This window comes from Azotobacter chroococcum, assembly GCF_002220155.1.
In the GTDB taxonomy this organism is placed as follows: Bacteria; Pseudomonadota; Gammaproteobacteria; order Pseudomonadales; family Pseudomonadaceae; genus Azotobacter; species Azotobacter chroococcum.
The window spans coordinates 4,231,530-4,255,374 of the sequence record NZ_CP011835.1 but is presented as its reverse complement, the minus strand read 5'-3'; the positions used below and the strand labels follow the sequence as shown (position 1 = coordinate 4,255,374).

19 protein-coding genes are annotated in these 23,845 nt (G+C 69.7%); 10 read left to right on the top strand and 9 right to left on the bottom strand.

Annotated elements, in window-relative coordinates; translation table 11 throughout:
* Positions 1-34 precede the first annotated feature (34 nt).
* Positions 35-889: a shikimate dehydrogenase gene (aroE, locus tag ACG10_RS19930; RefSeq protein ID WP_232487149.1), complete on the top strand. Its 855-nt coding sequence runs from the start codon at positions 35-37 to the stop codon at positions 887-889.
* A 158-nt stretch (positions 890-1,047) separates the two neighbouring features.
* Here the strand turns inward: aroE and dctM are convergent, their stop codons facing one another.
* From dctM to ACG10_RS19900, 6 genes are all read right to left on the bottom strand, one after another.
* Positions 1,048-2,331 (bottom strand): C4-dicarboxylate TRAP transporter large permease protein DctM, encoded by a 1,284-nt coding sequence (gene dctM, locus ACG10_RS19925; RefSeq protein ID WP_089169537.1) that lies wholly within the window; start codon positions 2,329-2,331, stop codon positions 1,048-1,050.
* On the bottom strand, positions 2,328-2,960 hold the full coding sequence (locus ACG10_RS19920; RefSeq protein ID WP_089169536.1) for a TRAP transporter small permease: 633 nt from the start codon (positions 2,958-2,960) through the stop codon (positions 2,328-2,330). Before ACG10_RS19920 ends, dctM begins: the two co-directional genes overlap by 4 nt.
* Before the next feature lie 90 nt (positions 2,961-3,050).
* The gene (gene dctP / locus ACG10_RS19915) at positions 3,051-4,043 is read right to left on the bottom strand and encodes a C4-dicarboxylate TRAP substrate-binding protein DctP (protein ID WP_089169535.1); all 993 of its coding nucleotides are present in this window, start codon (positions 4,041-4,043) and stop codon (positions 3,051-3,053) included.
* A 316-nt stretch (positions 4,044-4,359) separates the two neighbouring features.
* Complete coding sequence (locus ACG10_RS19910) at positions 4,360-4,743, bottom strand: bacteriocin (protein WP_089169534.1); 384 nt, start codon at positions 4,741-4,743, stop codon at positions 4,360-4,362.
* Positions 4,744-4,888: 145 nt separating this feature from the next.
* Positions 4,889-6,271 carry a sigma-54-dependent transcriptional regulator gene (locus ACG10_RS19905; RefSeq protein WP_089169533.1) on the bottom strand — a complete coding sequence of 461 codons (1,383 nt, stop codon included), beginning with the start codon at positions 6,269-6,271 and terminating at the stop codon, positions 4,889-4,891.
* Positions 6,268-8,079 (bottom strand): sensor histidine kinase, encoded by a 1,812-nt coding sequence (locus ACG10_RS19900; protein WP_089169532.1) that lies wholly within the window; start codon positions 8,077-8,079, stop codon positions 6,268-6,270. Before ACG10_RS19900 ends, ACG10_RS19905 begins: the two co-directional genes overlap by 4 nt.
* A 182-nt stretch (positions 8,080-8,261) precedes the next feature.
* On the opposite strand from ACG10_RS19900, the gene ACG10_RS19895 reads away from it, so the two are divergent.
* Positions 8,262-9,152 (top strand): LysR family transcriptional regulator, encoded by an 891-nt coding sequence (locus tag ACG10_RS19895; protein ID WP_089169960.1) that lies wholly within the window; start codon positions 8,262-8,264, stop codon positions 9,150-9,152.
* Between the two features lie 18 nt (positions 9,153-9,170).
* On the opposite strand, the gene ACG10_RS24190 is transcribed toward ACG10_RS19895, so the two are convergent.
* Positions 9,171-9,533, bottom strand: a complete 363-nt coding sequence (locus ACG10_RS24190; protein WP_198318977.1) for a hypothetical protein — start codon at positions 9,531-9,533, stop codon at positions 9,171-9,173.
* A 339-nt stretch (positions 9,534-9,872) separates the two neighbouring features.
* Between ACG10_RS24190 and ACG10_RS19885 the strand changes: the two genes are divergently transcribed.
* A complete protein-coding gene (locus ACG10_RS19885) occupies positions 9,873-10,871 on the top strand; it encodes an LLM class flavin-dependent oxidoreductase (protein ID WP_089169531.1) in 999 nt (332 codons plus the stop codon).
* Positions 10,872-10,930: 59 nt separating this feature from the next.
* Complete coding sequence (locus ACG10_RS19880) at positions 10,931-11,857, top strand: ketopantoate reductase family protein (protein ID WP_089169530.1); 927 nt, start codon at positions 10,931-10,933, stop codon at positions 11,855-11,857.
* Positions 11,858-11,891: 34 nt separating this feature from the next.
* Here ACG10_RS19880 and ACG10_RS19875 read toward each other — a convergent pair whose 3' ends face one another.
* Complete coding sequence (locus tag ACG10_RS19875; RefSeq protein ID WP_089169529.1) at positions 11,892-12,881, bottom strand: ABC transporter substrate-binding protein; 990 nt, start codon at positions 12,879-12,881, stop codon at positions 11,892-11,894.
* 343 nt (positions 12,882-13,224) lie between these two features.
* Here ACG10_RS19875 and fdhD point away from each other — a divergent pair, with 343 nt between their 5' ends.
* The 6 genes from fdhD (at position 13,225) to moaA (ending at position 20,786) form a co-directional block, all read left to right on the top strand.
* A complete protein-coding gene (gene fdhD, locus ACG10_RS19870; RefSeq protein ID WP_089169958.1) occupies positions 13,225-14,052 on the top strand; it encodes a formate dehydrogenase accessory sulfurtransferase FdhD in 828 nt (275 codons plus the stop codon).
* Positions 14,053-14,154: 102 nt separating this feature from the next.
* Positions 14,155-17,211 (top strand): formate dehydrogenase-N subunit alpha, encoded by a 3,057-nt coding sequence (fdnG, locus tag ACG10_RS19865; RefSeq protein ID WP_089169528.1) that lies wholly within the window; start codon positions 14,155-14,157, stop codon positions 17,209-17,211.
* Positions 17,212-17,230: 19 nt separating this feature from the next.
* On the top strand, positions 17,231-18,118 hold the full coding sequence (fdxH, locus tag ACG10_RS19860; RefSeq protein WP_269768824.1) for a formate dehydrogenase subunit beta: 888 nt from the start codon (positions 17,231-17,233) through the stop codon (positions 18,116-18,118).
* Entirely contained in the window at positions 18,115-18,762 is a 648-nt protein-coding gene (locus ACG10_RS19855; RefSeq protein ID WP_089169526.1) for a formate dehydrogenase subunit gamma, read from the top strand. Before fdxH ends, ACG10_RS19855 begins: the two co-directional genes overlap by 4 nt.
* A complete protein-coding gene (gene fdhE, locus ACG10_RS19850) occupies positions 18,759-19,670 on the top strand; it encodes a formate dehydrogenase accessory protein FdhE (protein ID WP_089169525.1) in 912 nt (303 codons plus the stop codon). The genes ACG10_RS19855 and fdhE overlap by 4 nt, the downstream gene beginning before the upstream one ends.
* Positions 19,671-19,793: 123 nt before the next feature.
* Positions 19,794-20,786 (top strand): GTP 3',8-cyclase MoaA, encoded by a 993-nt coding sequence (moaA, locus tag ACG10_RS19845; RefSeq protein WP_089169524.1) that lies wholly within the window; start codon positions 19,794-19,796, stop codon positions 20,784-20,786.
* 104 nt (positions 20,787-20,890) lie between these two features.
* Here moaA and ACG10_RS19840 read toward each other — a convergent pair whose 3' ends face one another.
* Entirely contained in the window at positions 20,891-23,728 is a 2,838-nt protein-coding gene (locus tag ACG10_RS19840) for a DUF3141 domain-containing protein (protein ID WP_089169523.1), read from the bottom strand.
* Positions 23,729-23,845: the final 117 nt, after the last annotated feature.

Below are 23,845 nucleotides of genomic sequence, written 5' to 3'. Positions count from 1 at the left end.
ATCCATAAATCACCGACTGTCGTGGGGACGCATCATGATGGAGCCAAATTTTCTGAGCACGCTGACCGGATCGTTCGCGATGCCGGCCGCCGAGAATCCGACGGTGGCGATGGTCGAGGCCGCCTATCGCCATCACGGACTCGACTGGCGCTACATCAACTGCGAGGTGGCGCCGCAGTTTCTCGGCGATGCCGTGCGGGGCGCGAAGGCCATGGGCTGGGCCGGCTTCAATTGCTCGATTCCCCACAAGGTCGCGGTCATCGAGCATCTCGACGGGCTCGGCCCGTCGGCCGAGATCATCGGCGCGGTCAATACCATCGTCCGGCGCGGCGACGCGTTCATCGGCGAAAACACGGACGGCAAGGGCTTTGTCCAGGCCATGCGCGAGGTCGTCGATCCGCGTGGCAAATCCGTCATGATTTTCGGCGCGGGAGGCGCGGCGCGCGCGGTGAGTGTGGAACTCGCCCTGGCCGGCGCCAGCCACATCACCGTGGTCAACCGGAGCCGCGACACCGGCCAGACGCTGGTCGATCTGCTGAACGGCAAGACCCCGACTTCCGCCGAACTGCGCCTGTGGAACGGCACGGTGGCGGTGCCGCGCGATACCGACATGCTGATCAACGCCACCTCCATCGGCCTGTATCCGAACGTCGACCAGCGTCTCGATCTCGATCTGGATTCGCTGCATCCCGGCATGGTGGTCGCCGACGGCATCCACAACCCGCCGCGAACCCACCTGATCCGCAGCGCCGAGGCGCGCGGCTGCCGCGTGCTCGACGGGCTGGGCATGCTGGTCAATCAGGGCGTCATCGGCATCAAGTACTGGACGGGCATCGATGTCGACGCCTCGGTGATGCGCCGGGCGCTGGAGAGCATCTTTCATGCATAGCGCCGGCCCTCGATCCGGGAGCCCGGCTGTCTCTCCCTGAGCATCCGGGCCGCCTTCGCCGGGCAGGGGCGACGAACCTTTCGCTGCCCGGCGCGGCGAGGTCGAAAAAAAGCCCGGCGCAGGGCCGGGCAAAGGCAAGGATTCGGTTGTGCAGCGCTTCAGCTCATCCCCAGCCAGTTGGGCAGGGCCAGAGAGATGGCCGGGACGTAGGTGATGATCAGCAGGAAGCCGAGCAGCAGCAGCAGCCAGGGCATCGCGGCGTGGATCACCTGGCCGACGGTCATGCCGGTCACCGCCGAGGTGACGAACAGGTTCAGCCCCACCGGCGGGGTGATCAGGCCGATCTCCATGTTGACCACCATGACCACCCCCAGGTGGATCGGGTCGATGCCCAGCTGCACGGCGATCGGGAAGAGGATCGGCGCAAGGATCAGGATGATCGCCGAGGGCTCCATGAAGGCCCCGGCCACCAGCAGCACGATGTTCACCACCAGCAGGAACATCCACGGCGACAGGCCCATCTCGATCACCCAGGCGGTGATGGTCTGCGGGATCTGCTCGGTGGTCAGCACGTGGGCGAAGAGCATGGCGTTGGCGATGATGAACATCAGCATGATGCTCAATTTGCCCGACTCGAGGATCACCTTGGGCGCCTCGCGCAGGTGCATGTCCTTGTAGACGAACAGCGCGACGAAGCCGGCGTAGACCGCCGCCACCGCCGCCGCCTCGGTGGGGGTGAACATCCCCGAGTAGATGCCGCCGAGGATGATGAACATCAACAGCAGGCCCCAGATCGCCTTGCGCGCGGCGGAGAGCCATTCGCGGAAGGTCGCCCGCGGCAGCGCCGGCAGGTTCTTCTTTATCGCGACCACGTAGATGGCGACCATCAGCACCGTGCCGAGCAGGATGCCCGGCACCACGCCGGCCATGAACAGCTTGCCCACCGAGCTTTCGGTGGCGGCGGCGTAGACCACCATCACCACCGAGGGCGGGATCAGGATGCCCAGGGTGCCGGCGTTGCAGACGATGCCGGCGCCGAATGCCTGCGGGTAGCCCGAACGCACCATGCCGGCGATGGCGATCGAGCCGACCGCCGCCACCGTGGCCGGCGAGGAGCCGGACAGTGCGGCGAACAGCATGCAGGCGAGCACTGCGCCGATCGCCAGGCCGCCGCGGATGTGCCCGACGCAGGCGTTGGCGAAGTCGATCAGCCGGCGCGCCACGCCGCCGGTGGTCATGAAGGCGCCGGCGAGCAGGAAGAAGGGAATCGCCAGCAGGGTGTAGTGCTCGGAGGTTTCGAACAGCTTGATCGCCAGCGAGCGCACCGAGTCCGGGCTGAACAGCATGATGGTCAGCGAGCCGGACAGGCCCAGGGCGATGGCGATCGGCACGCCGATGAACATCAGCACGAACAGGGCGAGGAACAGGAACAGGATGGTCATTTGCGCAGCTCCTCGTGGTCGGTCAGCTTGGCGACCTCGGCGGCTTCGTCGGCCAGGCCCAGGCCGGTCTGCTCATTGCGCAGGATGCGCACGAAGATCTCGGCGAAGCGGACGAACACCAGCGCGAAGCCGAGCGGCACGATCAGGCCGATGTGCCATTGCTGGACGCCGAAGTGGCCGAGGTCCTCGGCGCCGATGGCGGCGTCGAACAGGGTCTTGACCCACTCGAAGCTGGCCACGCCGAGCAGGCCGGCATAGGCCAGGCAGGCGATGCAGCCGATCAGGCCGAGGAGGCGCTGCACCGGCTTGCTGGCCAGCTTGACCAGCGCGTCGACGCCGATGTGGCCGGCGGTGCGCACGCCGTAGGACAGGCCGAAGAAGATCAGCCAGGCGAACAGCGCCTTGGTCAGGGCGTTGCTCCAGGTCATCGCCTGGGCCCACTCGAGGATCGGGTCGCCGAGGGCGTAGAAGAAGTCGCTGGCGAACGCGAAGCGGTCGCCCAGGGCGTAGAAGAAGGCGTAGAGGTTGTTGAGCATGACGTAGACGAACGTCACCAGGGTCATGGCCGCCAGCAGGAAGGCGATGAATCCTTCCTCGAAGTGGTCCCAGACCTGACGCAGGGCATGCATGGCAGGTGTCTCCGGTAGGGCGAAGGGGCAGGCCCCGTGGCGGGTCGCGGCGCTACGGCCGGCCCGCCCGGCGGGGCTGTCCGCGGCAGGTCAGGGCTGGTTGGCGGCCTGGGCGGCCTTGATCAGGTCGGCGCCGATCTCGCCTTCGAACTTCTTCCATACCGGCTGCATGGCCTCGCGCCACTTGGCGCGCTGCTCGGGGGTCAGCTGGATGATCTCGGTGGTGCCGGCGGCGAGGATGCGCTCCTTGTCGCCCTGGTTGAGAGCGTCCGCCTGCTTGTTCACCTCGGCGCTGACCTCGTCCATGATCTTGCGCAGCTCGCCGCGCACGTCGTCCGGCAGGCCGTTCCAGAACTTGGTGTTGGTGATCACCATGTAGTCGAGCAGGCCGTGGTTGGACTCGGTGATGTACTTCTGCACCTCGTGCATCTTCTGGCTGTAGATGTTCGAGTAGGGGTTCTCGGCGCCGTTGACCACGCCGGTCTGCAGGCCCTGGTAGACCTCGGCGAAGCTCATCTTGCGCGGGTTGGCGCGCACCGCCTTGAACTGCTCCTCGAGCACCTGCGAGGCCTGCACGCGGAACTTCAGGCCGCGGGCGTCCTTCGGCTCGTACAGCGGCTTGTTCGCCGACAGCTGCTTGAGGCCGTTGTGCCAGTAGCCGAGGCCGGTGATGCCCTTGCTCTCCATCGAGCCGAGCAGGCCCTGGCCGGCCGGGCTGGCCTGGAAGCGGTCGACCGCGGCCATGTCGTCGAACAGGAACGGCAGGTCGAAGATCTGGATCGGCTTGGCATAGTGCTCGAACTTGGCCAGCGAGGGGGCGATGATCTGCACGTCGCCGAGCAGCAGCGCTTCCATTTCCTTGCCGTCGCCGAACAGCGAGGAGTTCGGGTAGACCTCGACCCGCACCTTGCCGGGCAGGCGCTCCTCGGCGAGCTTCTTGAACAGCAGGGCGCCCTGGCCCTTGGGGGTGTGTTCCGCCACCACATGGGAGAACTTGATGATCACGGGATCGGCGGCCTGGGTCAGGCCGGCGAGGCCGATGGAGAGGGCGCAGACGAGTGCCTTGGCAGTGAAGCGGAGCATGGGCGTTACCTTTCTTGTTTGTTGTTGTTGGCGGCCCCCCGGACGGGGCTTTGGCAGAGCGTTCCGGACAAGTCTAGGCGGCATTTGCCGACTGGCCGGCCCGCACGCTCGCCAGGACAGGGCCTCAGCAACTGTCGTGCCGCAGCTTGGCCGCAGGCGATCGCCTGCCGCGCGGCGCCGTTTCGGCGGGGGGATGAAGGGAGATTTGCGCCAAGCGAGTGGCGGATATTCGCCATTTGCGGGGGGGGGGGCGCGGCGGATTTTCGCCACCGGCAAGGCCCGCGGTGTGCGGACCTTGCCGGGCGTCCCGGGACGATCAGTCGTGGTGGTGCTTGTGCTTCTTGTCACCGATGCCGTTGGCGATGGCGCCGCCGGCCGCGCCGCCCAGGCCGGCGCCGATGGCGGCGCCGGTGCTGCCGCCGAGCTTGTTGCCGAGCAGCGAGCCGCCCGCGGCGCCGAGACCGCCGCCCAGGGCCGCCTTGGTCTTCTTGCCGCTCTTGGCGGCGACGGCGCCACCGGCCGCGCCGCCCAGGCCGGCACCGACCGCCGCCCCGGTGCTGCCGCCGATGCTCTGACCGAGCACGTTGCCCAGGGCGCCGCCGACGCCGCCGCCGATGGCGGTCTGGGTGGTTCCTTCGCCGGCCAGGGCGCCGTGGGCGCACAGCAGACTCAGGGTCAGGATGGAAAGCGTTTTACGCATGTTGCGAACCTCTGGTTCAGGAAAAAGGCAACGCATTGTGGCGGGCGACCAGCTGCCCGGCAAACCCCCGGACTGCCGCCTGTCTGCCAGTTGAGACATGCTTCAAGGGCGAAGCCGGCCGCGGCCGGCGGCGGCGGGCCGCTGCTCAGGCGGCATCGTCCGGCGGGTTTCCGCCGTCGGCGAAGTTCAGGCCGTGCTTGCGCAGCTTGTCGTGGAGGGTCTTGCGCGGCACGCCGAGGGCCTCGGCCAGGCTGCGCAGCGAGCCGTGCGGGCGGCTCAGCTCGGTGGCGATCAGCGCGCGCTCGAAGGCTTCCACCTGCTCGGTGAGCGAGCCGCCGCCGGGCAGCGCGGGCGGCATCTGGCCGCCCGGCGCCGGGCCGAGGCCGAGTTCCAGGCCGAGGGCGAAGCGCTCGGCGGCGTTCTGCAGCTCGCGCACGTTGCCCGGCCAGGGGTGCAGCATCAGCTGGGCGCGCTGCTCCGGCTGCAGGCTGCGCGGCGGCAGGCCGTGGCGGGTGGCGGCGGCATCGGCGTAGTGCTGGAACAGCAGCAGGATGTCCTCGCCGCGCTCGCGCAGCGGCGGGATGCGCAGCGGCGCGACGTTCAGCCGGTAGTAGAGGTCGGCGCGGAAGCGGCCCTGGTCGGCGGCCTGGCGCAGGTCCTCCTTGGTCGCCGCGACGACGCGGATGTCCAGCGGGATCAGCTGGTTCGAGCCGACCCGCTCGACCGTCCGCTCCTGCAACAGGCGCAGCAGCTTGACCTGCACGTCGAGGCTCATGCTCTCGATCTCGTCGAGGAACAGGGTGCCGCCGTTGGCGAACTCGAACTTGCCGATGCGGCGCTTCTGCGCGCCGGTGAAGGCACCGGCCTCATGGCCGAACAGCTCGCTCTCCACCACCGACTCGGCCAGGGCGCCGGCGTTGATCGCCACGAAGGGGCCGGCGCGGCGGTTCGACAGGTCGTGCAGGGCGCGCGCCACCACCTCCTTGCCGCTGCCGGTCTCGCCGAGGATCAGCACGTCGGCGCTGGTCGCCGCCAGCGCGCCGATCTGCTCGCGCAGGCGGGCGATGGCCGGCGACTGGCCGAGCAGGCGGGCGGACAGTTCCTGGCGGTCGGCCAGCGCCAGGCGCAGGCTGCGGTTGTCGAGCACCAGGCGGCGCAGGTCGAGGGCGCGGCGCACGCTGTCGAGCAGGTCCTCGCTGGCGAAGGGCTTTTCCAGGAAGTCGTAGGCGCCGGCGCGCATCGCCTGCACCGCCAGCGGCACGTCGCCGTGGCCGGTGATCAAGAGCACCGGCAGCTCGGCGTCGAGCGCCTTGAGCTGGCCGAGCAGCTCCAGGCCGTCGATGCCGGGCATGCGGATGTCGCTGACCACCACGCCCGGCCAGTCGCGGTCGAGGCGCTCGGCGAGGCCGCGGGCGTCGGCCAGGGCGCAGACCTTGAGGCCGGCCAGGTCGAGGGTCTGGCTGAGCGCCTGGCGCAGGTGCGGGTCGTCGTCGATCAGCAGCACCTGGGTCGTGGCATCGACGGTCATGGGTAGTCCTCCACGGTCTGGGCGCCGACCGCGCTGGTGGCCGGCTGCAGGTTGAGGGTGACCAGCGCGCCGCCGCCCGGCTGGTTGGCCAGCAGCAGCTCGCCGCCCAGGGCGTTGACCAGGCTGTCGCAGATGGCGAGGCCCAGGCCCAGGCCGCGGGCGGTGGTCTTGGTGGTGTAGAAGGGTTCGCGGGCGCGCTCCAGGGCCTCGGCGGAAAAGCCCGGGCCATTGTCGCGCAGGCTCAGGCTGATCCGTCCGTCATCGAGGTTCTGGGTACTCAGCCACAGGCGCCGCGGCGGCGCCCGGTCGGCCAGCGAGTCGAGGGCGTTGGCCAGCAGGTTGCCGAGCACCTGGCGCAGGCGCGTCTCGCCGGCCTGCACCCAGAGGGTGGCGTCCGGCAGGTCGCGGACCAGCTCCACCTCCAGGCTGCGCCGGCGGTTGGCCAGCAGGGCCAGGGCGTCCTCCAGCGCCGGCTGCAGGGCGACGCTTTCCGGCGCCTGGCGGTCGCGGCGGGCGAAGGCCTTGAGGTGGGCGATGATCAGCGCCATGCGCTTGGTCAGCTGGCTGATCTGCTGCAGGTTGTCGCGGGCTTCGGGATAGCGCTCATGGTCGAGCAGCACGCCGGCATTGTCGGCATAGCTGCGGATCGCCGCCAGTGGCTGGCTGAGTTCGTGGCTGATGCTCGCGCTCATGGTGCCGAGGGCCGAGAGCTTGCCGGCCTGGACCAGGTCGTCCTGGGCGCGGACCAGCTCCTGCTGGGCCTGCTCGCGCTCCAGCACCTCCTGCTTGAGGCGCTGGTTGAGGTCTTCCAGATCCTGGGTGCGCTCCTGCACGCGGCGTTCCAGCTCCTGGCGGGTGCGGCTGTCCAGGGCGATGCGCTCCAGGTAGTGGCGGCGGCGCTGTAGCAGCAGGCCGAGCAGCAGCATCAGCACCAGCAGCCCGGCACTGCCGCTGACCAGCACGGCGCGCACCGGGCGTTCGAGCAGCGTGCGCGGGGCGAGGATCTGCACCGTCCAGCCGGTTTCCTCGATGTGCTGCTGCTGGACCAGCCAGTCCCCGGGGTTCAGCTGCAGCGGCTGCGGGGCGCGGGTCGGGTAGGGCAGGTTGGCGGCGATCTCGGCCAGCTCGCCGGCTTCCAGCGGCCGGGTGGCGCGAAAGCGCCAGTCGGCGTGCGAGGTGAGGATCACCACGCCGTGCTTGTCGGTGGTCAGCAGGCGTTCGGGGGTATTGCCCCAGAGCTGTTCGGTACGGTCCAGGTCGACCTTGATCACCAGCACGCCGAGGGGTTTGCCGCCGTCGCGCACCGCCGCGGCGAAGTAGTAGCCGCGCTTGCCGGAGGTGGTGCCGAGGCCGAAGAACTGTCCCTGGCGGCCGGCCATGGCCTCACTGAAATAGGGGCGGAAGGCGAAGTTGCGGCCGATGAAGCTGTCCGGCTGGTCCCAGTTGGAGGTGGCCAGGGTGCGGCCGCTGGCGTCCAACAGGTACAGCGAGTCGGCGCCGGTGCGCTCGAGGATCTTCTTGAGCAGCCGGTTGGCCTCGTCCGCCGCCCCGGGCTGCTGGGGATCGCGCAGCACGTTGTGCAGCGCCGGCAGGTCGCCGAGGATCTGCGGCAGCACCTCGTAGCGGCGCAGGGTGCCGAGCAGGTTGGCGACGTAGAGGTCGAGGGTCTGGCGGTTCTGCTGCAGCAGCTCGCCGAGGTAATAGCGCTCGGCCAGCTGCTGCAGCGGCCAGAGCAGCGGCGCCAGCAGCAGGGCGAGCAGCGCCAGGCTGCGCCAGCGCGGGCGGCGGAGGAAGGAGGGCAGTTGCATGGCGATGCGCTCGACGGATGGAGGGGGCCTGTCATCCATTATTTCCCAAGGCGGCGGGAAGGGATAACCGGCACGCGACTGGCGTGTTGCTTGCAGGAATCGTGCAAGCCTGGTCCGCCATGCTTTCCTGGCGCGGCGATTGCCGGCAAGCTGGCGCCTGGTTTCCCAGCAAAGGCCGTCGCGTGGACATCAAGCAGCTGAAATTCCTCGTCGCCCTCGAACAGACCCGGCACTTCGGCCAAGCTGCCGCGCGCTGCCACGTGACCCAGCCGACCCTGTCGATGCGCATCCGCGACCTCGAGGCGGAGCTGGGACTGGAACTGATCCGCCGCAGCCACCGCTTCGAGGGCTTCACCGAGGCCGGCCTGCGTGTGCTGGCCTGGGCGCGCACGCTGCTGGCGGCGGAGGAGGGCCTGCACGCCGAGGCCGCCGCCTGCCGCGGCCAGCTGGTCGGCACCCTGCGCCTGGGCGTGGTGCCGCTGGCCGGCTTCGACCCGATGAACCTGGTCGGCCTGTTCGCCGAGCTGCACCCGAGCCTGCGCTTCGTGGTCTCGGTGCTGAGCAGCGAACAGATCTACGAACGGCTCGGACGCAACCAGCTCGACCTGGGGATTTCCTACCTCGAACGCCTCGACCGGGTGCTGTTCGACGCCTATCCGCTGACCGAGGTGCACATGGGCCTGCTGCACGACCCGCGACGCTTCAGCTTCGCCGCGCCGGTACTAGGCTGGGCGGAACTGGCCGAGCTGCCGCTGGGCCTCTTGTCGACCGGCATGCACTTTCGCCAGTCGATCGACCACGGCTTTCGCCGCCACGGCCTGACCCCCAACCTGCGCCTGGAGACCGATGCCGTCTACCTGCTGGTGCGCGCCGTCGGCGCCGGGCTGTGCTGCGGCATCGTCCCGCTCGAGGGCGGCTTCGAGCGGGAGTCCGAACACCTGCAACTGATCCCCATCGAGGACGCCCGCACCCTCGCTCCGCTGGGCCTGATCATCCGCCGCGCCGCCCCGCGCTCGCCGCTGGCGGAGGCCTGCTTCCGCGAGGCCAAGGCGTTCTTCCGTACGCCGCACTGAGGGTGCGCCTGCGCCGCGTCACTTCGGTTCTTCCCCTTCCCAGTGAAAGCGGTGAAGCACCCGGTGCACCACCGGCGCCAGCATGATGCTCATCACCGCGATGAACACCAGTCCGGCATACAGCGCGTAGATTCCCGCGAAGAGCTTCCCCGGCGGGCTCAGGTCGACAGTCTTGACCGGCCCCATGCCGCCGAGCAGCATCGCCGCGTTCACGAACGCATCGATCCATGACATCTGCTCGAAGTGCCGGTAGCCGAGCATGCCGAGAAGCAGCGAGATCGCGATCACCACCAGTGCCACGCAGGCGTGCGCAAGCATGCGCAGAGCGAACCGGCCGACGGGGATGGGGGGCGTGTGGTGGGGCTCGTAAATGGGGCTCATCTGGGCGCCTGCCTGTCGGTAGAGGGGGCTGAGGGACATGATGCCGGCGGCCGCGACGCCGCTGCCCGCAGGCCCGCCTGGCCTCGCGAGCGGCGTCCTTCACTCAGCGTAGAAAAGTACCGCGCCGGCTCGTGGAGCGCTCTTTGGCCGGGCTGGAGAGCCGTGCCGGCGCCGCTGGAAGAGCGGCGGGCGAAACGGATGGCCTGGGCAAAAGACGGCGAACAGGTTTTTAGAACTGTCAGCTCTTTATAACCATATGAAAAATGGTTTTTGGATATTAAAAGCCCGGCTCGGTAGGCTCCCCCTCCAGCATTCCATCCGCCCATCCGGAGCCGCAGCATGCTCAGCGCCAGCCGCGTCGAACTCATCGGCGTCCTTCCCGCGCGGGAGATCCGCGAACCCCTGCCGCCCGGCGCCGTACCGCTGGACAAGGCCTATCTGGGCGCCTGCGCCCGCGCCCTGGAGCATGGCGGCTTCGATGCGGCGCTGATCGGCTGGCACGACGCCGCTGCGGACGGCCTGCAGGTGGCCGCCCACGTCGCCCAGCAGACCCGCCGGCTCGGCCTGCTGGTGGCGCACCGGCCGGGCCTGCTGGCGCCGACCGAAGCGGCGCGCCAGTTCGCCACCCTCGACCACTTCTGCGACGGCCGCGCGGCGCTGCTGCTGGTCGAGGACGGGGTGCCGCAGCGCGACGGCGATTTCCTCGAGCGCAGCGACTGGCCGGCGCGCGGCGACGAATACCTGGGCCTGCTGCGCCAGGCCTGGAGCAGCACCCGGCCCTTCGACTTCGAGGGCCGCTACTACCGGGTGCAGGGCCACCAGGCTGCACTGCGTCCGCTGCAGGCGCGCCTGCCGATCCATTGCGGCGGCGCCTCGCCGGCCGCGGCCAGGCTGGCCGGCCGGCATGCCGACGTCTATGCGATGGCCGGCGAGCCGCTCGCCACCGTCGCCGTGCGCATCGGCATGGTGCGCGCCGCCGCCGCCCGCGAGGGGCGTGCCGGGGCGGTGCGCTTCGGCCTCTCGCTGCGCGTGGTGCTCGGCGCCAGCGAGGCCGCCGCCTGGGAGCGGGCCGGGCGGCTCTTGCCCTTCGCCTCGCGCGGCCAGGTGTTCGACGACTGCCTGTGGTGCGGCCTGGACGGCGATTCCGCGACCCTGGTCGGTACCCCGGAGCAGGTCGCCGAAGCCTTCGCCGCCTACCATCGCCTCGGCGTCGAGAGCTTTCGGGTGCGTGGCTTCGACCCGCTCGCCGACGCCATCGAGTTCGGCCGCGAGCTGCTGCCGCAGGTGCGCGAGCGGATTCCCCTGCGCCTGCCGGTCGAGGTCTTCGCGCCGTTCTGAATTCCGCGACCGGCGGCTGCCGCCCGCGCGCTGCCGGCCCCCTCCAAGGAGAGCATTGCATGTCGATAGGAAAACCCATCGCCGTCATCGGCGGCGGCAGTCTGGGCCTGTACCTCGCCGGCCTTCTGAGCCTGGCCGGGCACGCCGTGACGGTGGCGCTGCGCCCGGGCGCCGGGATCGCGGCCGACGGGATCGCGGCCGAGGGCGACGAGTTCTGGCAGGCGCCGACGGTGCGCTATGCGCCGCTCGATGCGCTGCAGGGGCCTTTCGCCCAGGTCATCGTCGCGGTGAAGTCGCACGACCTGGGCGAGCTGCTGCCGCGTCTGACGGCCCTCGGCGACGCCGCCACCGAATACGTCTTCCTGCAGAACGGCATTCCCTGGTGGTGGTCGCACCGCGACGGCGAGATCGCCGGCGCGCCGCTGCTGGCGCGCAGCGTGGCGCTGGTCGTCCAGCATGCGGTGGAGCGCACCGCGCCCGGCCGCATCCGCGTGCGCCGCACCGGCAGCGACCGCTACATCTGCGCGCGGGTGCAGGGCGAGCCGGATGCGCCGCTGCTGGCGCTGGTGGCTCTCTGGCAGGCCGCCGGGATTCCCGCCGAGAGTTCGGCGGACATCCGCCGCGAGGTGTGGACCAAGCTGATGAGCAACGCCACTCTCAACCCGCTGAGTGCGATCACCGGGGCGACGGTCGGCGAGCTGGCGCGCACGCCGCGCACCCGTGCGGTGCTGCTCGCCGGCATGGCGGAAATCTTCCGCCTGGCCGAACGCGACGGCCATCCGCTGAGCATGACCCCCGAGTTGCGGGTGCGCCGTGCCGAGGAGGTGGGCGGCACGCGCACCTCGATGCTGCAGGACCGCCTGGCCGGACGCCGGCTGGAAACCGAGGCGCTGCTCGCCGCGCCGATCGCCATCGCCGAGCGCTACGGCGAGCCGGTGCCGGTGCTCAGAACCCTGCTCGGCTGCCTGTCGATTCCCCAGACCTGACCCCGCCCGGCGCACGGCGGGGCCGGGCGTCGGCTCAACCCGCTAGCGCGGCCGCAAAGCTTCCATCCCACAGCGGCCGCACGTCCACCGGCCGCTCGATCACCCCGGCCTTGAGGAAGGTATCGGCCACGTCCTGCTGGCTCTGGATCGCCGCATCGTCCACCGGCACCAGGCGGCGCACCTGGCTCTCGTTGCGCAGCAGGGCGAGCACCGCCTCGACCGGCACGCCGATCTCCGCGGCGAGCGCCGCGGCGTAGCGTTCGGGATTGGCCTGGCGCCAGGCGAAGGCCTTCTGCAGGCGCGCGAAGAAGTCGGCGATCGCCGCGTGGCGCTGCGGGTCGGCGATGGCCTCCGGGGCGGCGAAGAACAGGTAGTTGCCCGACAGGTAGCCGTTGGCGCGTTTCAGCACGCGGGCGCCGGCGTTGCTCTGCGCCAGCGGCACCGAGTAGCCGTAGATCGCCCAGGCATCCAGCTGGCCGGTGCGGAAGGCGGCGGCGCCGTCGGGCACCGTGAGGTTGACCGCCTCGATGTCGGCGAAGCTCAGGCCGACCTCGGCGAGCATCTTGGTCAGGTAGTACTGGGTGGTGGTGGCGCGCACGTAGCCGACGCGCTTGCCCTTGAGGTCGGCGATCGACTGGATCGGCGAGTCCTTCGGCACCAGCACCGTCTGCTCGTTGACGTCGCCCCTGATCACCCCGACCACGCGGATGCGCGCGCCCTTGATGAAGCCGAACAGCGGCGGGATCTCGCTGCCGTAAGCGAGGTCGAGCGAGCCGCCGTTCATTGCCTCGACCATCAGGTTGCCCGAGGCGAATTCCGCCCAGTCGATGGGGTAGGGCGTGTCGGCGAGGCCGGCGGCCTCCAGCAGCAGCCTGTCGCCGCCCTTGTACTGGGCGACGCGCAGCCGGCCCGGCGTGGCCGCCTCGGCGCGCAGGCCGTGGCCGAGCAGGGGCGCCAGGGCCAGGGCGCCGGCGCTGCCGGCGAGAAAGCGGCGGCGCGACAGGCCGCCCGGATGTTGCGACATGGGTGTTCCCTCTCTCTTGGTTTTCCGTGCTGGGGAGGGATGCTAGCGCTGCGCTTTTAATTCATTAAGTGAATAATAATTCTATATTTATATGAATTTTGCGCATTTAGTGGCGTCGTCGGGGGTTAGACCAAAGGCTAAGGAGCGCGTGGTCGGCCCGGCAGGGCGGAGACTCTCGTCAGGGAACGGACAGCGGAGCGGCGCGGCCTGCGCGGCAGGATGCCGCATGTGGCGGTCGTATTGATAGATACTGTCGATCAATGAATCGGCAATAGCGATTGGTCGGGGCCTCGGGGCCGAGAATAAACTTGACTTGTGTCAATTCATCGCCGAGTGCGCCGCCATGCCGCATCACGCCAGTCCCCCAGCCAAGGAGCCTCCCCCGGCCGTCACGGGTGTCTACCGCTATGCCGAGATCGGCCTTCCGGCGCAGGTTTCCGAGGTGCCTCTGGCGGCGGAATGCGCGCTGGCGATCAGCTACAACGGCCTCAGCCATGCGGTGATGATGGTCACGCCGGAGGGGCTGGAGGACTTCGTCCACGGCTTCACTCTGACCGCCGGCATCATCGATAGTGCCGATGAAATCTACGACCTGCGGCTCGTCGAGGGCGCCGAGGCCTGGCGGGCCGAGGTGGAGATCGCCAGCCGCGCCTTCTGGCAGCTCAAGCGGCAGCGCCGCCAGCTGGCCGGCAGCAGCGGCTGTGGGGTGTGCGGGGTGGAGGCGCTGGAGCAGGCGCTGCCGCAGCTGCCGGCGCTCGAGCCGGTGCCGCTGCCGCCGGCCGGACACCTTGAGGATCTGCGCAAGCGCATCGCCGCCGAGCAGCGCCTGGCCCGCCAGAGCGGCGCCCTGCATGCCGCGCTGTTCGTCGACGGGGACGGCGAGATCCGCCTGTGCCGCGAGGACATCGGCCGGCACAACGCCCTCGACAAGCTGATCGGCGCCCTCGCGCGCGAACGGCTGGAACCCGGCCGCGGCTTCGCCGTGGTCACCAGCCGCTGCGGCGTCGAGTTGCTGCACAAGGCGGTGCGCGCCGGCATCGGCACCCTGGTCGGCCTGTCGGCGCCCACCGCGCTGACCGTGGACTGGGCGCGCCGCCACCGCCTCAACCTGATCCACCTGCCGCACCACAGCGCGGCGCGGGTCTACAGCCCGGTACCGCGCGCCCCGTAAGGCCCGTCCCGCCGCCGGCGGACCCCGCACCCCAATCGAAAGTCCCGAGCGTTTCCCGTCGAAGCGCGGCCTGCGCTCGCCCCTACCTTTCAGGAGATCGTCATGGAACTTGGCAGAAGACAGTTCTTCAAGCTCTGTACCGTCGGGGTGGCCGGCGCCACCGCCGCCACCCTCGGCTTCGCCCCCGGCGTCGCCCACGCCACCCAGCCGCGCCAGTACAAGCTGCTGCGCGCCAGGGAGACCCGCAACAACTGCACCTACTGCTCGGTGGGCTGCGGGGTGCTGATGTACAGCCTCGGCGACGGCGCGAAGAACGCCAAGCCGCGGATCTTCCACATCGAGGGCGACCCGGACCATCCGGTCAGCCGCGGCTCGCTGTGCCCGAAGGGCGCCGGCCTGGTCGACTTCATCCACAGCGAGCAGCGCCTGCAGTACCCCGAGTACCGCGCGCCGGGTTCGGACAAGTGGCAGCGGATCAGCTGGGAGGAGGCCATCGAGCGCATCGCCCGGCTGATGAAGGACGACCGCGACGCCAACTTCGTCGAGAAGAACGCCGCCGGGCTCACCGTGAACCGCTGGCTGACCACCGGCATGCTCTGCTCCTCGGCGGCCAGCAACGAGACCGGCGCCCTCGACTGGCGCTTCACCCGCGCCCTCGGCATCCTCGGCATGGACTGCCAGGCGCGGCTCTGCCACGGCCCGACCGTGGCCGCCCTGGCGCCCAGCTTCGGCCGCGGCGCGATGACCAACAACTGGGTGGACATCAAGAACGCCAACGTCATCCTGGTCATGGGCGGCAACCCCGCCGAGGCCCACCCGGTGGGCTTCAAGTGGGCCATCGAGGCGAAGATCCGCAACGGCGCCAAGCTGATCGTGGTCGATCCGCGCTTCAACCGCAGCGCCGCGGTCGCCGACCTCTACGCGCCGATCCGCGCCGGCTCCGACGTGACCTTCCTGATGGGGGTGGTCAACTACCTGATCGCCCACGACAGGATCCAGCACGAGTACGTGCGCGCCTATACCAACGCGAGCCTGCTGGTGCGCGACGACTTCAGCTTCGACGAGGGCCTGTTCAGCGGCTACGACGAGGCGAAGAAGCAGTACGACCGCAGCTCCTGGGCCTACCAGCTGGACGAGAACGGCCACGCCCGGCGCGACCCGACCCTCAGCCATCCGCGCTGCGTGTGGAACCTCCTCAAGCAGCACGTCAGCCGCTACACCCCGGAGATGGTCACGCGCCTGTGCGGCACGCCCAAGGAGGACTTCCTGGAGATCTGCCGGCTGCTCGGCGATACCAGCGCGCCGGACAGGACCGCGACCTTCCTCTACGCCCTCGGCTGGACCCACCACACCAGCGGCGTGCAGATCATCCGCGGCGCGGCGATGATCCAGCTCTTGCTCGGCAACATCGGCATGCCCGGCGGCGGCATCAACGCCCTGCGCGGCCACTCGAACATCCAGGGCTACACCGACCTCGGCCTGCTCTCGGTGCGCATGCCGGGCTACCTCAACCTGCCCTCGGAGCGCCAGCCCGACCTGGCCACCTACCTGGCGCAGAGCACGCCCAAGGCGCTGCTGCCCGGCCAGGTGAACTACTGGCAGAACACCGAGAAGTTCTTCGTCAGCCTGATGAAGAGCGTCTGGGGCGACAAGGCGACCAAGGACAACGACTGGGGCTTCGACTGGCTGCCCAAGTGGGACGTCGAGTACGACGTGCTGCGCTATATGGAGCTGATGTACGAGGGCAAGGTCAACGGCTACATCGCCCAGGGCTTCAACCCGATCGCCGCCTTCCCGGACAAGAACAAGGCGGTCGCCGCCCTCTCCAGGCTGAAATACCTGGTGGTGATCGACCCGCTGGTCACCGAGAGCTCGAACTTCTGGCAGAACCACGGCGAAGCCAACGACGTGAACCCGGCCGAGATCCAGACCGAGGTGTTCCGCCTGCCGTCGTCCTGCTTCGCCGAGGAGAACGGCTCGATCGCCAACTCCGGGCGCTGGCTGCAGTGGCACTGGGCGGGTGCGGCGCCGCCGGCCGAGGCCTGGCACGACGGCAAGATCCTCGGCCACCTGTTCCTCAGGCTGCGCGAGCTGTACGCGAAGGAGGGCGGCGCCAACCCCGCGCCGCTGCTCAACATGGCCTGGAACTACAGCGATCCGGAGGACCCGGCGCCCGAGGAGGTCGCCAAGGAGGCCAACGGCTACGCCCTGGCCGACCTCTACGACCCGCAGGGCAACCTGCTGGCGAAGAAGGGCGAGCTGCTGCGCGACTTCTCCCTGCTGCGCGCCGACGGCAGCACCGCCAGCTTCTGCTGGATCTTCGCCGGCTCCTGGACCGAGGCCGGCAACCAGATGGCGCGGCGCGACAACGCCAGCGACGGCCAGGGCCTCGGCAGCACCCCGGGCTGGGCCTGGTGCTGGCCGCAGAATCGCCGCATCCTCTACAACCGCGCCTCGGTCGACCCACAGGGCAAGCCCTGGGACCCGAAACGCAAGCTGATCGAGTGGAACGGCCAGCGCTGGAGCGGCATCGACATCGCCGACTTCGCCGCCACGCTCGCGCCGGGCAGCGAGGCCAACCCCTTCATCATGCTGCCCGAGGGCCTCGGCCGGCTGTTCGCGGCCGGCGCGCTGGGCGACGGACCCTTCCCCGAGCACTACGAGCCGATCGAGTCGCCGCTGGAGCACAACCCGCTGCACCCGAAGGTCACCTTCAACCCGACCACCCGGCTGTTCGACAACGACCGCAAGCGCATGGGCAGCGCGGCGGACTTCCCCTACGTCGCCACCACCTACTCGATCACCGAGATGTTCCGCCACTGGACCAAGGCCTCGCGGCTGAACGCCATCGTCCAGCCCGAGCAGTTCGTCGAGATCGGCGAGCAGTTGGCGGCGCAGAAGGGCATCCGTGCCGGCGACACGGTGAAGGTCACCTCGATGCGCGGCTTCATCAAGGCCAAGGCGGTGGTGACCAAGCGCATCGCCACCCTGGAGATCGACGGCAAGCTGGTCGACACCGTCGGCATCCCCTGTCACTGGGGCTTCGAGGGCACCACCCGCAAGGGCTTCCTGGCCAACACCCTGACGCCCGCGGTTGGCGACGCCAACTCGCAGACGCCGGAGTACAAGGCCTTCCTCGTGAACATTGAAAAGGTCTGATGGAGGGCTATTCATGTCCATGCAATCCCAAGACATCCTCAAGCGCTCGGCGACCAGCGCGCTGACTCCGCCGACCCAGGTCCGCGACCACAAGGCGGAAGTCGCCAAGCTGATCGACGTGAGCATCTGCATCGGCTGCAAGGCCTGCCAGGTGGCCTGCTCGGAGTGGAACGACCTGCGCGACGAGGTCGGCCACAACGTCGGCGTCTACGACAACCCCATCGACCTCAGCGCCAAGAGTTGGACGGTGATGCGCTTCGACGAGGTCGAGCAGGAGAACGGCAAGCTGGAATGGCTGATCCGCAAGGATGGCTGCATGCACTGCGCCGATCCCGGCTGCCTCAAGGCCTGCCCGAGCCCGGGTGCCATCGTCCAGTACGCCAACGGCATCGTCGACTTCCAGTCCGAGCAGTGCATCGGCTGCGGTTACTGCGTCGCCGGCTGCCCGTTCAACGTGCCGCGGCTCAGCCAGGAGGACAACAAGGCCTACAAGTGCACCCTGTGCTCCGACCGCGTGGCGGTGGGCCAGGAGCCGGCCTGCGCCAAGACCTGCCCGACCGGGGCGATCAGCTTCGGCAGCAAGGCCGACATGCAGCACCTGGCCGGCCAGCGCGTCGAGGAGCTGCACAGCCGCGGCTACGCCAACGCCGGCCTCTACGACCCGCAGGGCGTCGGCGGCACCCACGTGATGTACGTGCTGCACCACGCCGACCGGCCCGAGCTGTACCACAAGCTGCCCAGGGACCCGCGCATCAGCAGTGCGATCCAGGGCTGGAAGGGCTGGATGAAGCCGGCCGCCGCGGTGGCCTTCTTCGCCACCCTGGCCGGCACTCTGTTCCACTACGTCGGCGTCGGCCCGAACCAAGTGGACGAGCACGCCGACGACCACGAGGAGACCAAGGCATGAACAAGCGCGACATGATCCTGCGCACCCGCTTCCCCGAGCGCGCCTGCCACTGGGTGATGGTGATCTGCTTCTTCCTCGCCGCGCTCTCCGGGCTGTCCTGGTTCTTCCCGACCCTGAGCGGGCTCGGCGCGGTGCTCGGCACGCCACAGATGGCGCGCATCCTGCACCCCTTCCTCGGCGTCGTGGTGTTTCTCGCCCTGGTCTACCTGTTCGTCCGCTTCGTCAAGTACAACCTGCCGGAGCGCGAGGACCTCGCCTGGTTCGCCAACCTCAAGGACGTGCTGCTCGGCAACCACGACAAGCCCCTGCGGATCGGCAAGTACAACGCCGGCCAGAAGATCCTGTTCTGGGGAATCATGAGCCTGATCAGCGTGCTGCTGCTCAGCGGCCTGGCGATCTGGCGGCCGTACTTCGCCCCGGCCTTGCCCATCCCGCTGATCCGCCTCGGCCTGTTCCTGCACGCCGCCGCCGGCATCGCGCTGATCCTGCTGATCCTCGGCCACGCCTACCTGGCCTTCTGGGTCAAGGGCTCGATTTCCGGGATGGTCACCGGCTACGTGTCGCGCCGCTGGGCCAGGAGCCACCACGACCGCTGGTACCGGCAGATCTCCAAGCCGGCAACCAAGAGCGAGGGCGGCGAATGAACAGCATCCGCCTGGTTGCCGACGAAAAGCCGAGCGGTGGCATCGGCGCCATCGTGCCGCTGATCTTGCCCAATCTGGAAAACCGCTACGGCCGCCGCGCCGCGCGCCTGCGCCAGCTCGCCGAGGGCCATCCGATGGCCGACTACCTGCGCTTCGCCGCCGGCATCGCCGAGGCGCAGCAGCAGGTCGCCGAGGCGCTGCCGCTGCCCGCGGCGCTGGTCGCCACGCTGCCCGCCCGTCTGGGCGGACCGCTGCCGCCGCTGGAAGCCACCACCCTGCCGCGCGAGCGGCACTGGCGCGAACTGCTGCAGGGCCTGCTCGAACGCCTGCCGGCCGCGGCGAATCCGGCCGTGGCGCACACCCTCACCGGGCTGCGCGGTTGCGACGGGATCGCCCTGGAGCGGCTGGCCGACGCCCTGCTGGCCGGCGACTACCTGGTGGTCGGCAGCGACCGCGCACCCTTCCTCTGGGCCGCACTGTCGCTGTACTGGACGCAACTGGCCGCGCAGCTGCCGGCCAGCGGCCAGGCCAGGGGCGGCGAGGGCCGCCAGTGCTGCCCGGTGTGCGGTGGCGCGCCGGTCGCCAGCGTGATCCGCGGCGGCGCCCAGAGCGGCCTGCGCTACCTGCACTGCGGGCTGTGCGAGAGCCGCTGGCACATGGTGCGCACCAAGTGCAGCAACTGCGAGGAGGGCGGCCGGCTCGACTACTGGTCGCTGGACAGCGAGCAGGCGGTGATCCGCGCGGAAAGCTGCGGCGACTGCAACAGCTACCTCAAGGTCCTCCACGAGGACCGCGACCCGCAGCTGGAGGTGATCGCCGACGACCTGGCCTCCCTCGCGCTGGACGCCGAGGTGGAGCGCCAGGGCTTCTATCGCAGCGGCCTCAACCCGTTCCTCTTCCCCGGCTGAACGAGGGCGTTGTGTAGGGTGGAAAACCGCGCAGCGTTTTCCACCGGAGTCCTGCGCGGTGGATAAGGCTACGCCGTTATCCACCCTACGACGGTTCACCGAATACCTTTGACGAGAATCCCCATGGCCAGTGCATTGCAAGACCGCTTCGGACGCACCATCGACTACCTGCGGCTGTCGGTGACCGACCGCTGCGACTTCCGCTGCGTCTACTGCATGGCCGAGGACATGCGCTTTCTGCCGCGCCAGCAGATCCTCGGCCTCGAGGAGCTGTACCGCCTGGCCCGGCTGTTCGTCGGCCGCGGGGTGAAGAAGATCCGCCTCACCGGCGGCGAGCCGCTGGTGCGCCAGGGCATCCTCGGCCTGTGCGAGCGGATCGCCGCGCTACCCGGCCTGCGCGAGCTGGTGATGACCACCAACGGCTCGCAGCTGGCTAGGCTGGCCCGGCCGCTGGCCGAGGCCGGGGTGAAGCGGCTCAACATCAGCCTGGACAGCCTGGATGCGGCACGTTTCCGCGCCATCACCCGTACCGGCGAACTGGCGCGGGTGCTCGACGGCATCGAGGCGGCCCGCGCCGCCGGCTTCGAGCGGATCAAGCTGAATACCGTGGTGATGCAGGGGCGCAACGCCGACGAGGTGCTCGACCTGGTCGACTACGCCGTGGTACGCGGGCTGGATATCAGCTTCATCGAGGAAATGCCGCTGGGCGAGGTCGGCCGCTCGCGCGGCGAGGCCTTCTGCTCCAGCGACGAGGTGCGCGCGCGGATCGCCAGCCGCTACGCGCTGCTCGACTGCGCCGAGCAGAGCGGCGGGCCGGCCCGCTACGTGCGCTTGCCGGGGCATCCGGCCAGCCGCATCGGCTTCATCTCGCCGCACAGCCACAATTTCTGCGCCAGCTGCAACCGCCTGCGGCTGACCGTCGAGGGCCGCCTGCTGCTCTGCCTCGGCCACGAGCAGTCGCTGGACCTGCGCGCCCTGCTGCGCCGCCATCCGGGCGACGACCGGCCGCTGCTGGACGCCATCGACCGCGCCCTGCTGCACAAGCCGCAGCAGCACGACTTCTCCGCGGGCGGCGAGGTTCAGGTGCTGCGCTTCATGAATGCCAGTGGGGGATAGGTGGGAGTTTGCGGAGCGGCGGTAGGAGCCAGGGGGACGTCGCGTCCCCGCTGATGATGTTTGTCGCTGATCGCCAGCAAGCTGGCTCCTGCCGGTTTCGTGCGCTACTTGTTGCCGGGCTTGGTGCTGGTGGGCTTGCGCGGCCGACGGGGCTGGCGCGGCTTGGCGGTCTTAGGCGCCGGCGCGCTTTGGGCCGGGGCCGGGGACGCTTCCGCGCTGGCCGGGGCGGCTTCGAGCGGGGCCGGAGGGGCTTCGGCGCTGGCCGGCGCGGCTTCGAGCGGGGCGGGGGAGGCTTCGGCGGCGATCGGCGCGGCTGCGCCGGCGGGCTGCGCTTCCGCCGGCTCGGCGATCACCGTATTGGCGCGAATGCGGATGTGCGGCTTGGGCGTTGCTTCTGCCGGTGCGGCCTCGGCCGGCGCTTCGGCAGCGGCAGGCTCGGCCTTTACGGGCGCCGCGGCCGGCTCGACCGCCTCGGGCTCAGGCGCGCTGGCCGGGATTTCCGGCACGACGGCCGGGGCCGGCTCGATCAGCGCTTCCTGCCGGCTGGCCGGCACGGCGGCGGCTTCGGCCGCGGGGCGCACCTTCGGCTCGGGGGCCGGCGGCGCGCTTTCCGGGATCGGCGTGGCCGCGCTCGTTTCGGCAGGGGCGGGCGCCGCGACCGCCTCGGGTTCCTCCAGGGGCAGCCGGGCGAAGTCCGCCGGCGGCAGCTCCAGCACCTCGAACAGCCGGCGCCAGAGCGTGCCCAGCGGGCCGTCGCTGCGCTGCCAGACGGGCTCGATGTCCATCACCTCGGCGAGGATCCGCCGGCGTTCGGCGGCTTCGGGCAGCAGCTCGGGCAGCGTCTGCAGGCTCTCCTCGGGATAGGCGAACACCAGCAGGTTCTGCTGGCGGGTGATTTCCCGCAGGCTGGCGACGTCCGGGATGTGCGGGTCGGCGCTGGCCCGGCGGCGGTAGTCCTTGACGATGCTTTCCAGCATCACCTTGTCCAGCCGGCCGCTGGCCCGGGCGAGCAGCAGCAGGATGCGGATCGCCGCCTCCCGCGCGCCGCCCAGTGGCAGGGCCTCGTACAGGCGCTCGAGCAGGGCCCGCTCCCGTTCGCTGACGAACTTCTCGGCCGCGCTCGCCCGCTGACCGCCGGCGAGGGTGCTGAGCCCGCCGTAGAACATGTGGAAGGCCAGCTCCTGGCCGGCGTCGCGCAGGTCGCGCCAGGTGTCCAGGGTGTTCTCCACGCAGCCGGAGACGAAGTCCTGCCAGGCCAGCAGCGGGTTGTCGTGGCGCACCGGATGGCGCTGGTGGCGGACCAGCTCGGCCGTTCCGGACAGCCACCAGAACGCCGGGTTCAGGCTGCTCCAGGCCAGCCGCTGCAGATGGAAGGGATGGTTCTGGCGCAGCCGCTCGGCGGTCGGTTCGTTGATCGCCCGGCTCAGCCAGGGGCGTACCGTCCAGTCGTAGACGGTGCTGTTGATCGCCGATACGCGATTGACCAGTTCGAACTCGCGCTCATCGTCGCCGCCGTCGTCCTCGGCGACGATGTCGGCGATCCGCCGGGATTCGAAGTGCACCTTGTAGGCCTGGGTGCCGCCATCCGGATGCGGCACGTCGTCGATGATCAGCTCGAACAGGCCGGGCGGCAGGGCCTTGATCGCGTCGATGGCGCCGATCAGCTGGCGGTGTTCGCGGCGCGCCACCTGGCCGGAGACGAAGATGCCCAGGTGGCCGGCGCTGGCATGCTTGAGGTAGATGATGGTGCGCCCGGACGAGTGCAGCGCCAGGTCGGAGGGATAGAGGTCGGCGATCCAGTTCAGCGCCTGCTGCGGCGGGGTGATGTTGTCGCCGTAGGAGCAGAACACCACGACCGGCGCCTCGATCTGGCGCAGGTCGGTGAGGGTGCCCTGGCCGCCGGTCAGGCGGTTGCCGATGAACAGCTCGTCGACGATGGTCTCGATCTCCTCACTGTTGAACAGGTTGGGGCTGCCCCACCAGCGCTCGAAATCGAGGAAGCGCGGCGCTTCGCTGTCTATGCTGGAGAAAAGCTCATAGTACTTGCTCCACAGGGCGTGGCTGGGGTCGAGGATCTCGAAGTTGTTGACCAGCCAGGTGCCGTCGAAACGGCCGTTGCCGAGGTCGCTGCCGAGGCGGGTCATCCAGGCGCCGCCGAGCAGGCCGCCGGCATAGCGCATCGGGTTGCGGCCGTTGACGCCGGCCCAGTAGGACAGCGGGGCGCCGACCACCACCAGCAGTCCCGGCAGCTCCGGGCGCAGGGCCGCCAGCCCCATGAGCGCCCAGCCGGCCTGGCAGTTGCCGATCAGCACCGGCTTGCCGGCCTGGGCGTGGCGCTCGGTGACCAGTTCGATGAAGCGGGCCTGGGCGAGGGCGATGTCGCTCAGCGTCTGGCCGGGCTCCGAGCTGTGGCTGAAGGAGATGAAGTAGGTGGGGTGTCCGGCGCGCAGGCTTTCGCCGATCTCCGACTCCTCCTTGAAGCCGCCGATGCCGGCACCGTGGCCGCCACGCGGATCGATGACGATCACCGGCGGCAGGGAGACGTCGGTCATCTGGTTCGGGCCGGGCAGGATGCGCAGCAGCGAGTAGTTCACCGGGGCCGGCAGGTCGCGGCCGTCAAGCAGCAGCTCGTGGTCGAACTTGAGCAGTATCGGGTAGCCGGCCTGGCGGTGGTGCAGGGTGTTGTCGGCGCGCTGGCGCAGGGTGTCCCAGAACAGCAGGGTGCGCTGGTTGAAGTCGGTCAGGTAGTCGGTCCAGTCGGCGGCGCCGGGCGGCTGCGCGGAGCACTCGGCCAGCGCCTGCAGCGAGTCTGCCTGGCGCCGGTGGAGATTGTCCTGCAGGTTGCGCGCCTGCAGCCTCTGCAGCTTGCCGATATGCTGAAGGTAGTTGTGGAAAGAGGAGAAGCAGTCTTCCTGCTGCGCAAAAAAAGTCTCCTGGCTCATGATCACCCTCTTCGTGTTGGAGTAAGGCCAAGCAGTGCGCTCCTCCAGGGAAGCCAGCAGATGTGGATTCGTGGGCCATGGAGGCTCGGGGACAATGGCCCGTTTCTTATAGCGGAG

What these genes read in the sequence shown, in the direction of transcription:
- aroE (WP_232487149.1), top strand. Translation starts at nt 35, where the DNA reads ATGATGGAGCCAAATTTTCTGAGCACGCTGACCGGATCGTTCGCGATG.
- ACG10_RS19855 (WP_089169526.1), top strand. Translation starts at nt 18,115, where the DNA reads ATGAACAAGCGCGACATGATCCTGCGCACCCGCTTCCCCGAGCGCGCC.
- ACG10_RS19885 (WP_089169531.1), top strand. Translation starts at nt 9,873, where the DNA reads ATGCTCAGCGCCAGCCGCGTCGAACTCATCGGCGTCCTTCCCGCGCGG.
- ACG10_RS19900 (WP_089169532.1), bottom strand. Translation starts at nt 8,079, where the DNA reads ATGCAACTGCCCTCCTTCCTCCGCCGCCCGCGCTGGCGCAGCCTGGCG.
- ACG10_RS19920 (WP_089169536.1), bottom strand. Translation starts at nt 2,960, where the DNA reads ATGCATGCCCTGCGTCAGGTCTGGGACCACTTCGAGGAAGGATTCATC.
- dctP (WP_089169535.1), bottom strand. Translation starts at nt 4,043, where the DNA reads ATGCTCCGCTTCACTGCCAAGGCACTCGTCTGCGCCCTCTCCATCGGC.
- fdhD (WP_089169958.1), top strand. Translation starts at nt 13,225, where the DNA reads ATGCCGCATCACGCCAGTCCCCCAGCCAAGGAGCCTCCCCCGGCCGTC.
- ACG10_RS19880 (WP_089169530.1), top strand. Translation starts at nt 10,931, where the DNA reads ATGTCGATAGGAAAACCCATCGCCGTCATCGGCGGCGGCAGTCTGGGC.
- ACG10_RS19910 (WP_089169534.1), bottom strand. Translation starts at nt 4,743, where the DNA reads ATGCGTAAAACGCTTTCCATCCTGACCCTGAGTCTGCTGTGCGCCCAC.
- fdhE (WP_089169525.1), top strand. Translation starts at nt 18,759, where the DNA reads ATGAACAGCATCCGCCTGGTTGCCGACGAAAAGCCGAGCGGTGGCATC.
- fdxH (WP_269768824.1), top strand. Translation starts at nt 17,231, where the DNA reads ATGCAATCCCAAGACATCCTCAAGCGCTCGGCGACCAGCGCGCTGACT.
- fdnG (WP_089169528.1), top strand. Translation starts at nt 14,155, where the DNA reads ATGGAACTTGGCAGAAGACAGTTCTTCAAGCTCTGTACCGTCGGGGTG.
- ACG10_RS19875 (WP_089169529.1), bottom strand. Translation starts at nt 12,881, where the DNA reads ATGTCGCAACATCCGGGCGGCCTGTCGCGCCGCCGCTTTCTCGCCGGC.
- ACG10_RS19905 (WP_089169533.1), bottom strand. Translation starts at nt 6,271, where the DNA reads ATGACCGTCGATGCCACGACCCAGGTGCTGCTGATCGACGACGACCCG.
- moaA (WP_089169524.1), top strand. Translation starts at nt 19,794, where the DNA reads ATGGCCAGTGCATTGCAAGACCGCTTCGGACGCACCATCGACTACCTG.
- ACG10_RS24190 (WP_198318977.1), bottom strand. Translation starts at nt 9,533, where the DNA reads ATGAGCCCCATTTACGAGCCCCACCACACGCCCCCCATCCCCGTCGGC.
- ACG10_RS19840 (WP_089169523.1), bottom strand. Translation starts at nt 23,728, where the DNA reads ATGAGCCAGGAGACTTTTTTTGCGCAGCAGGAAGACTGCTTCTCCTCT.
- dctM (WP_089169537.1), bottom strand. Translation starts at nt 2,331, where the DNA reads ATGACCATCCTGTTCCTGTTCCTCGCCCTGTTCGTGCTGATGTTCATC.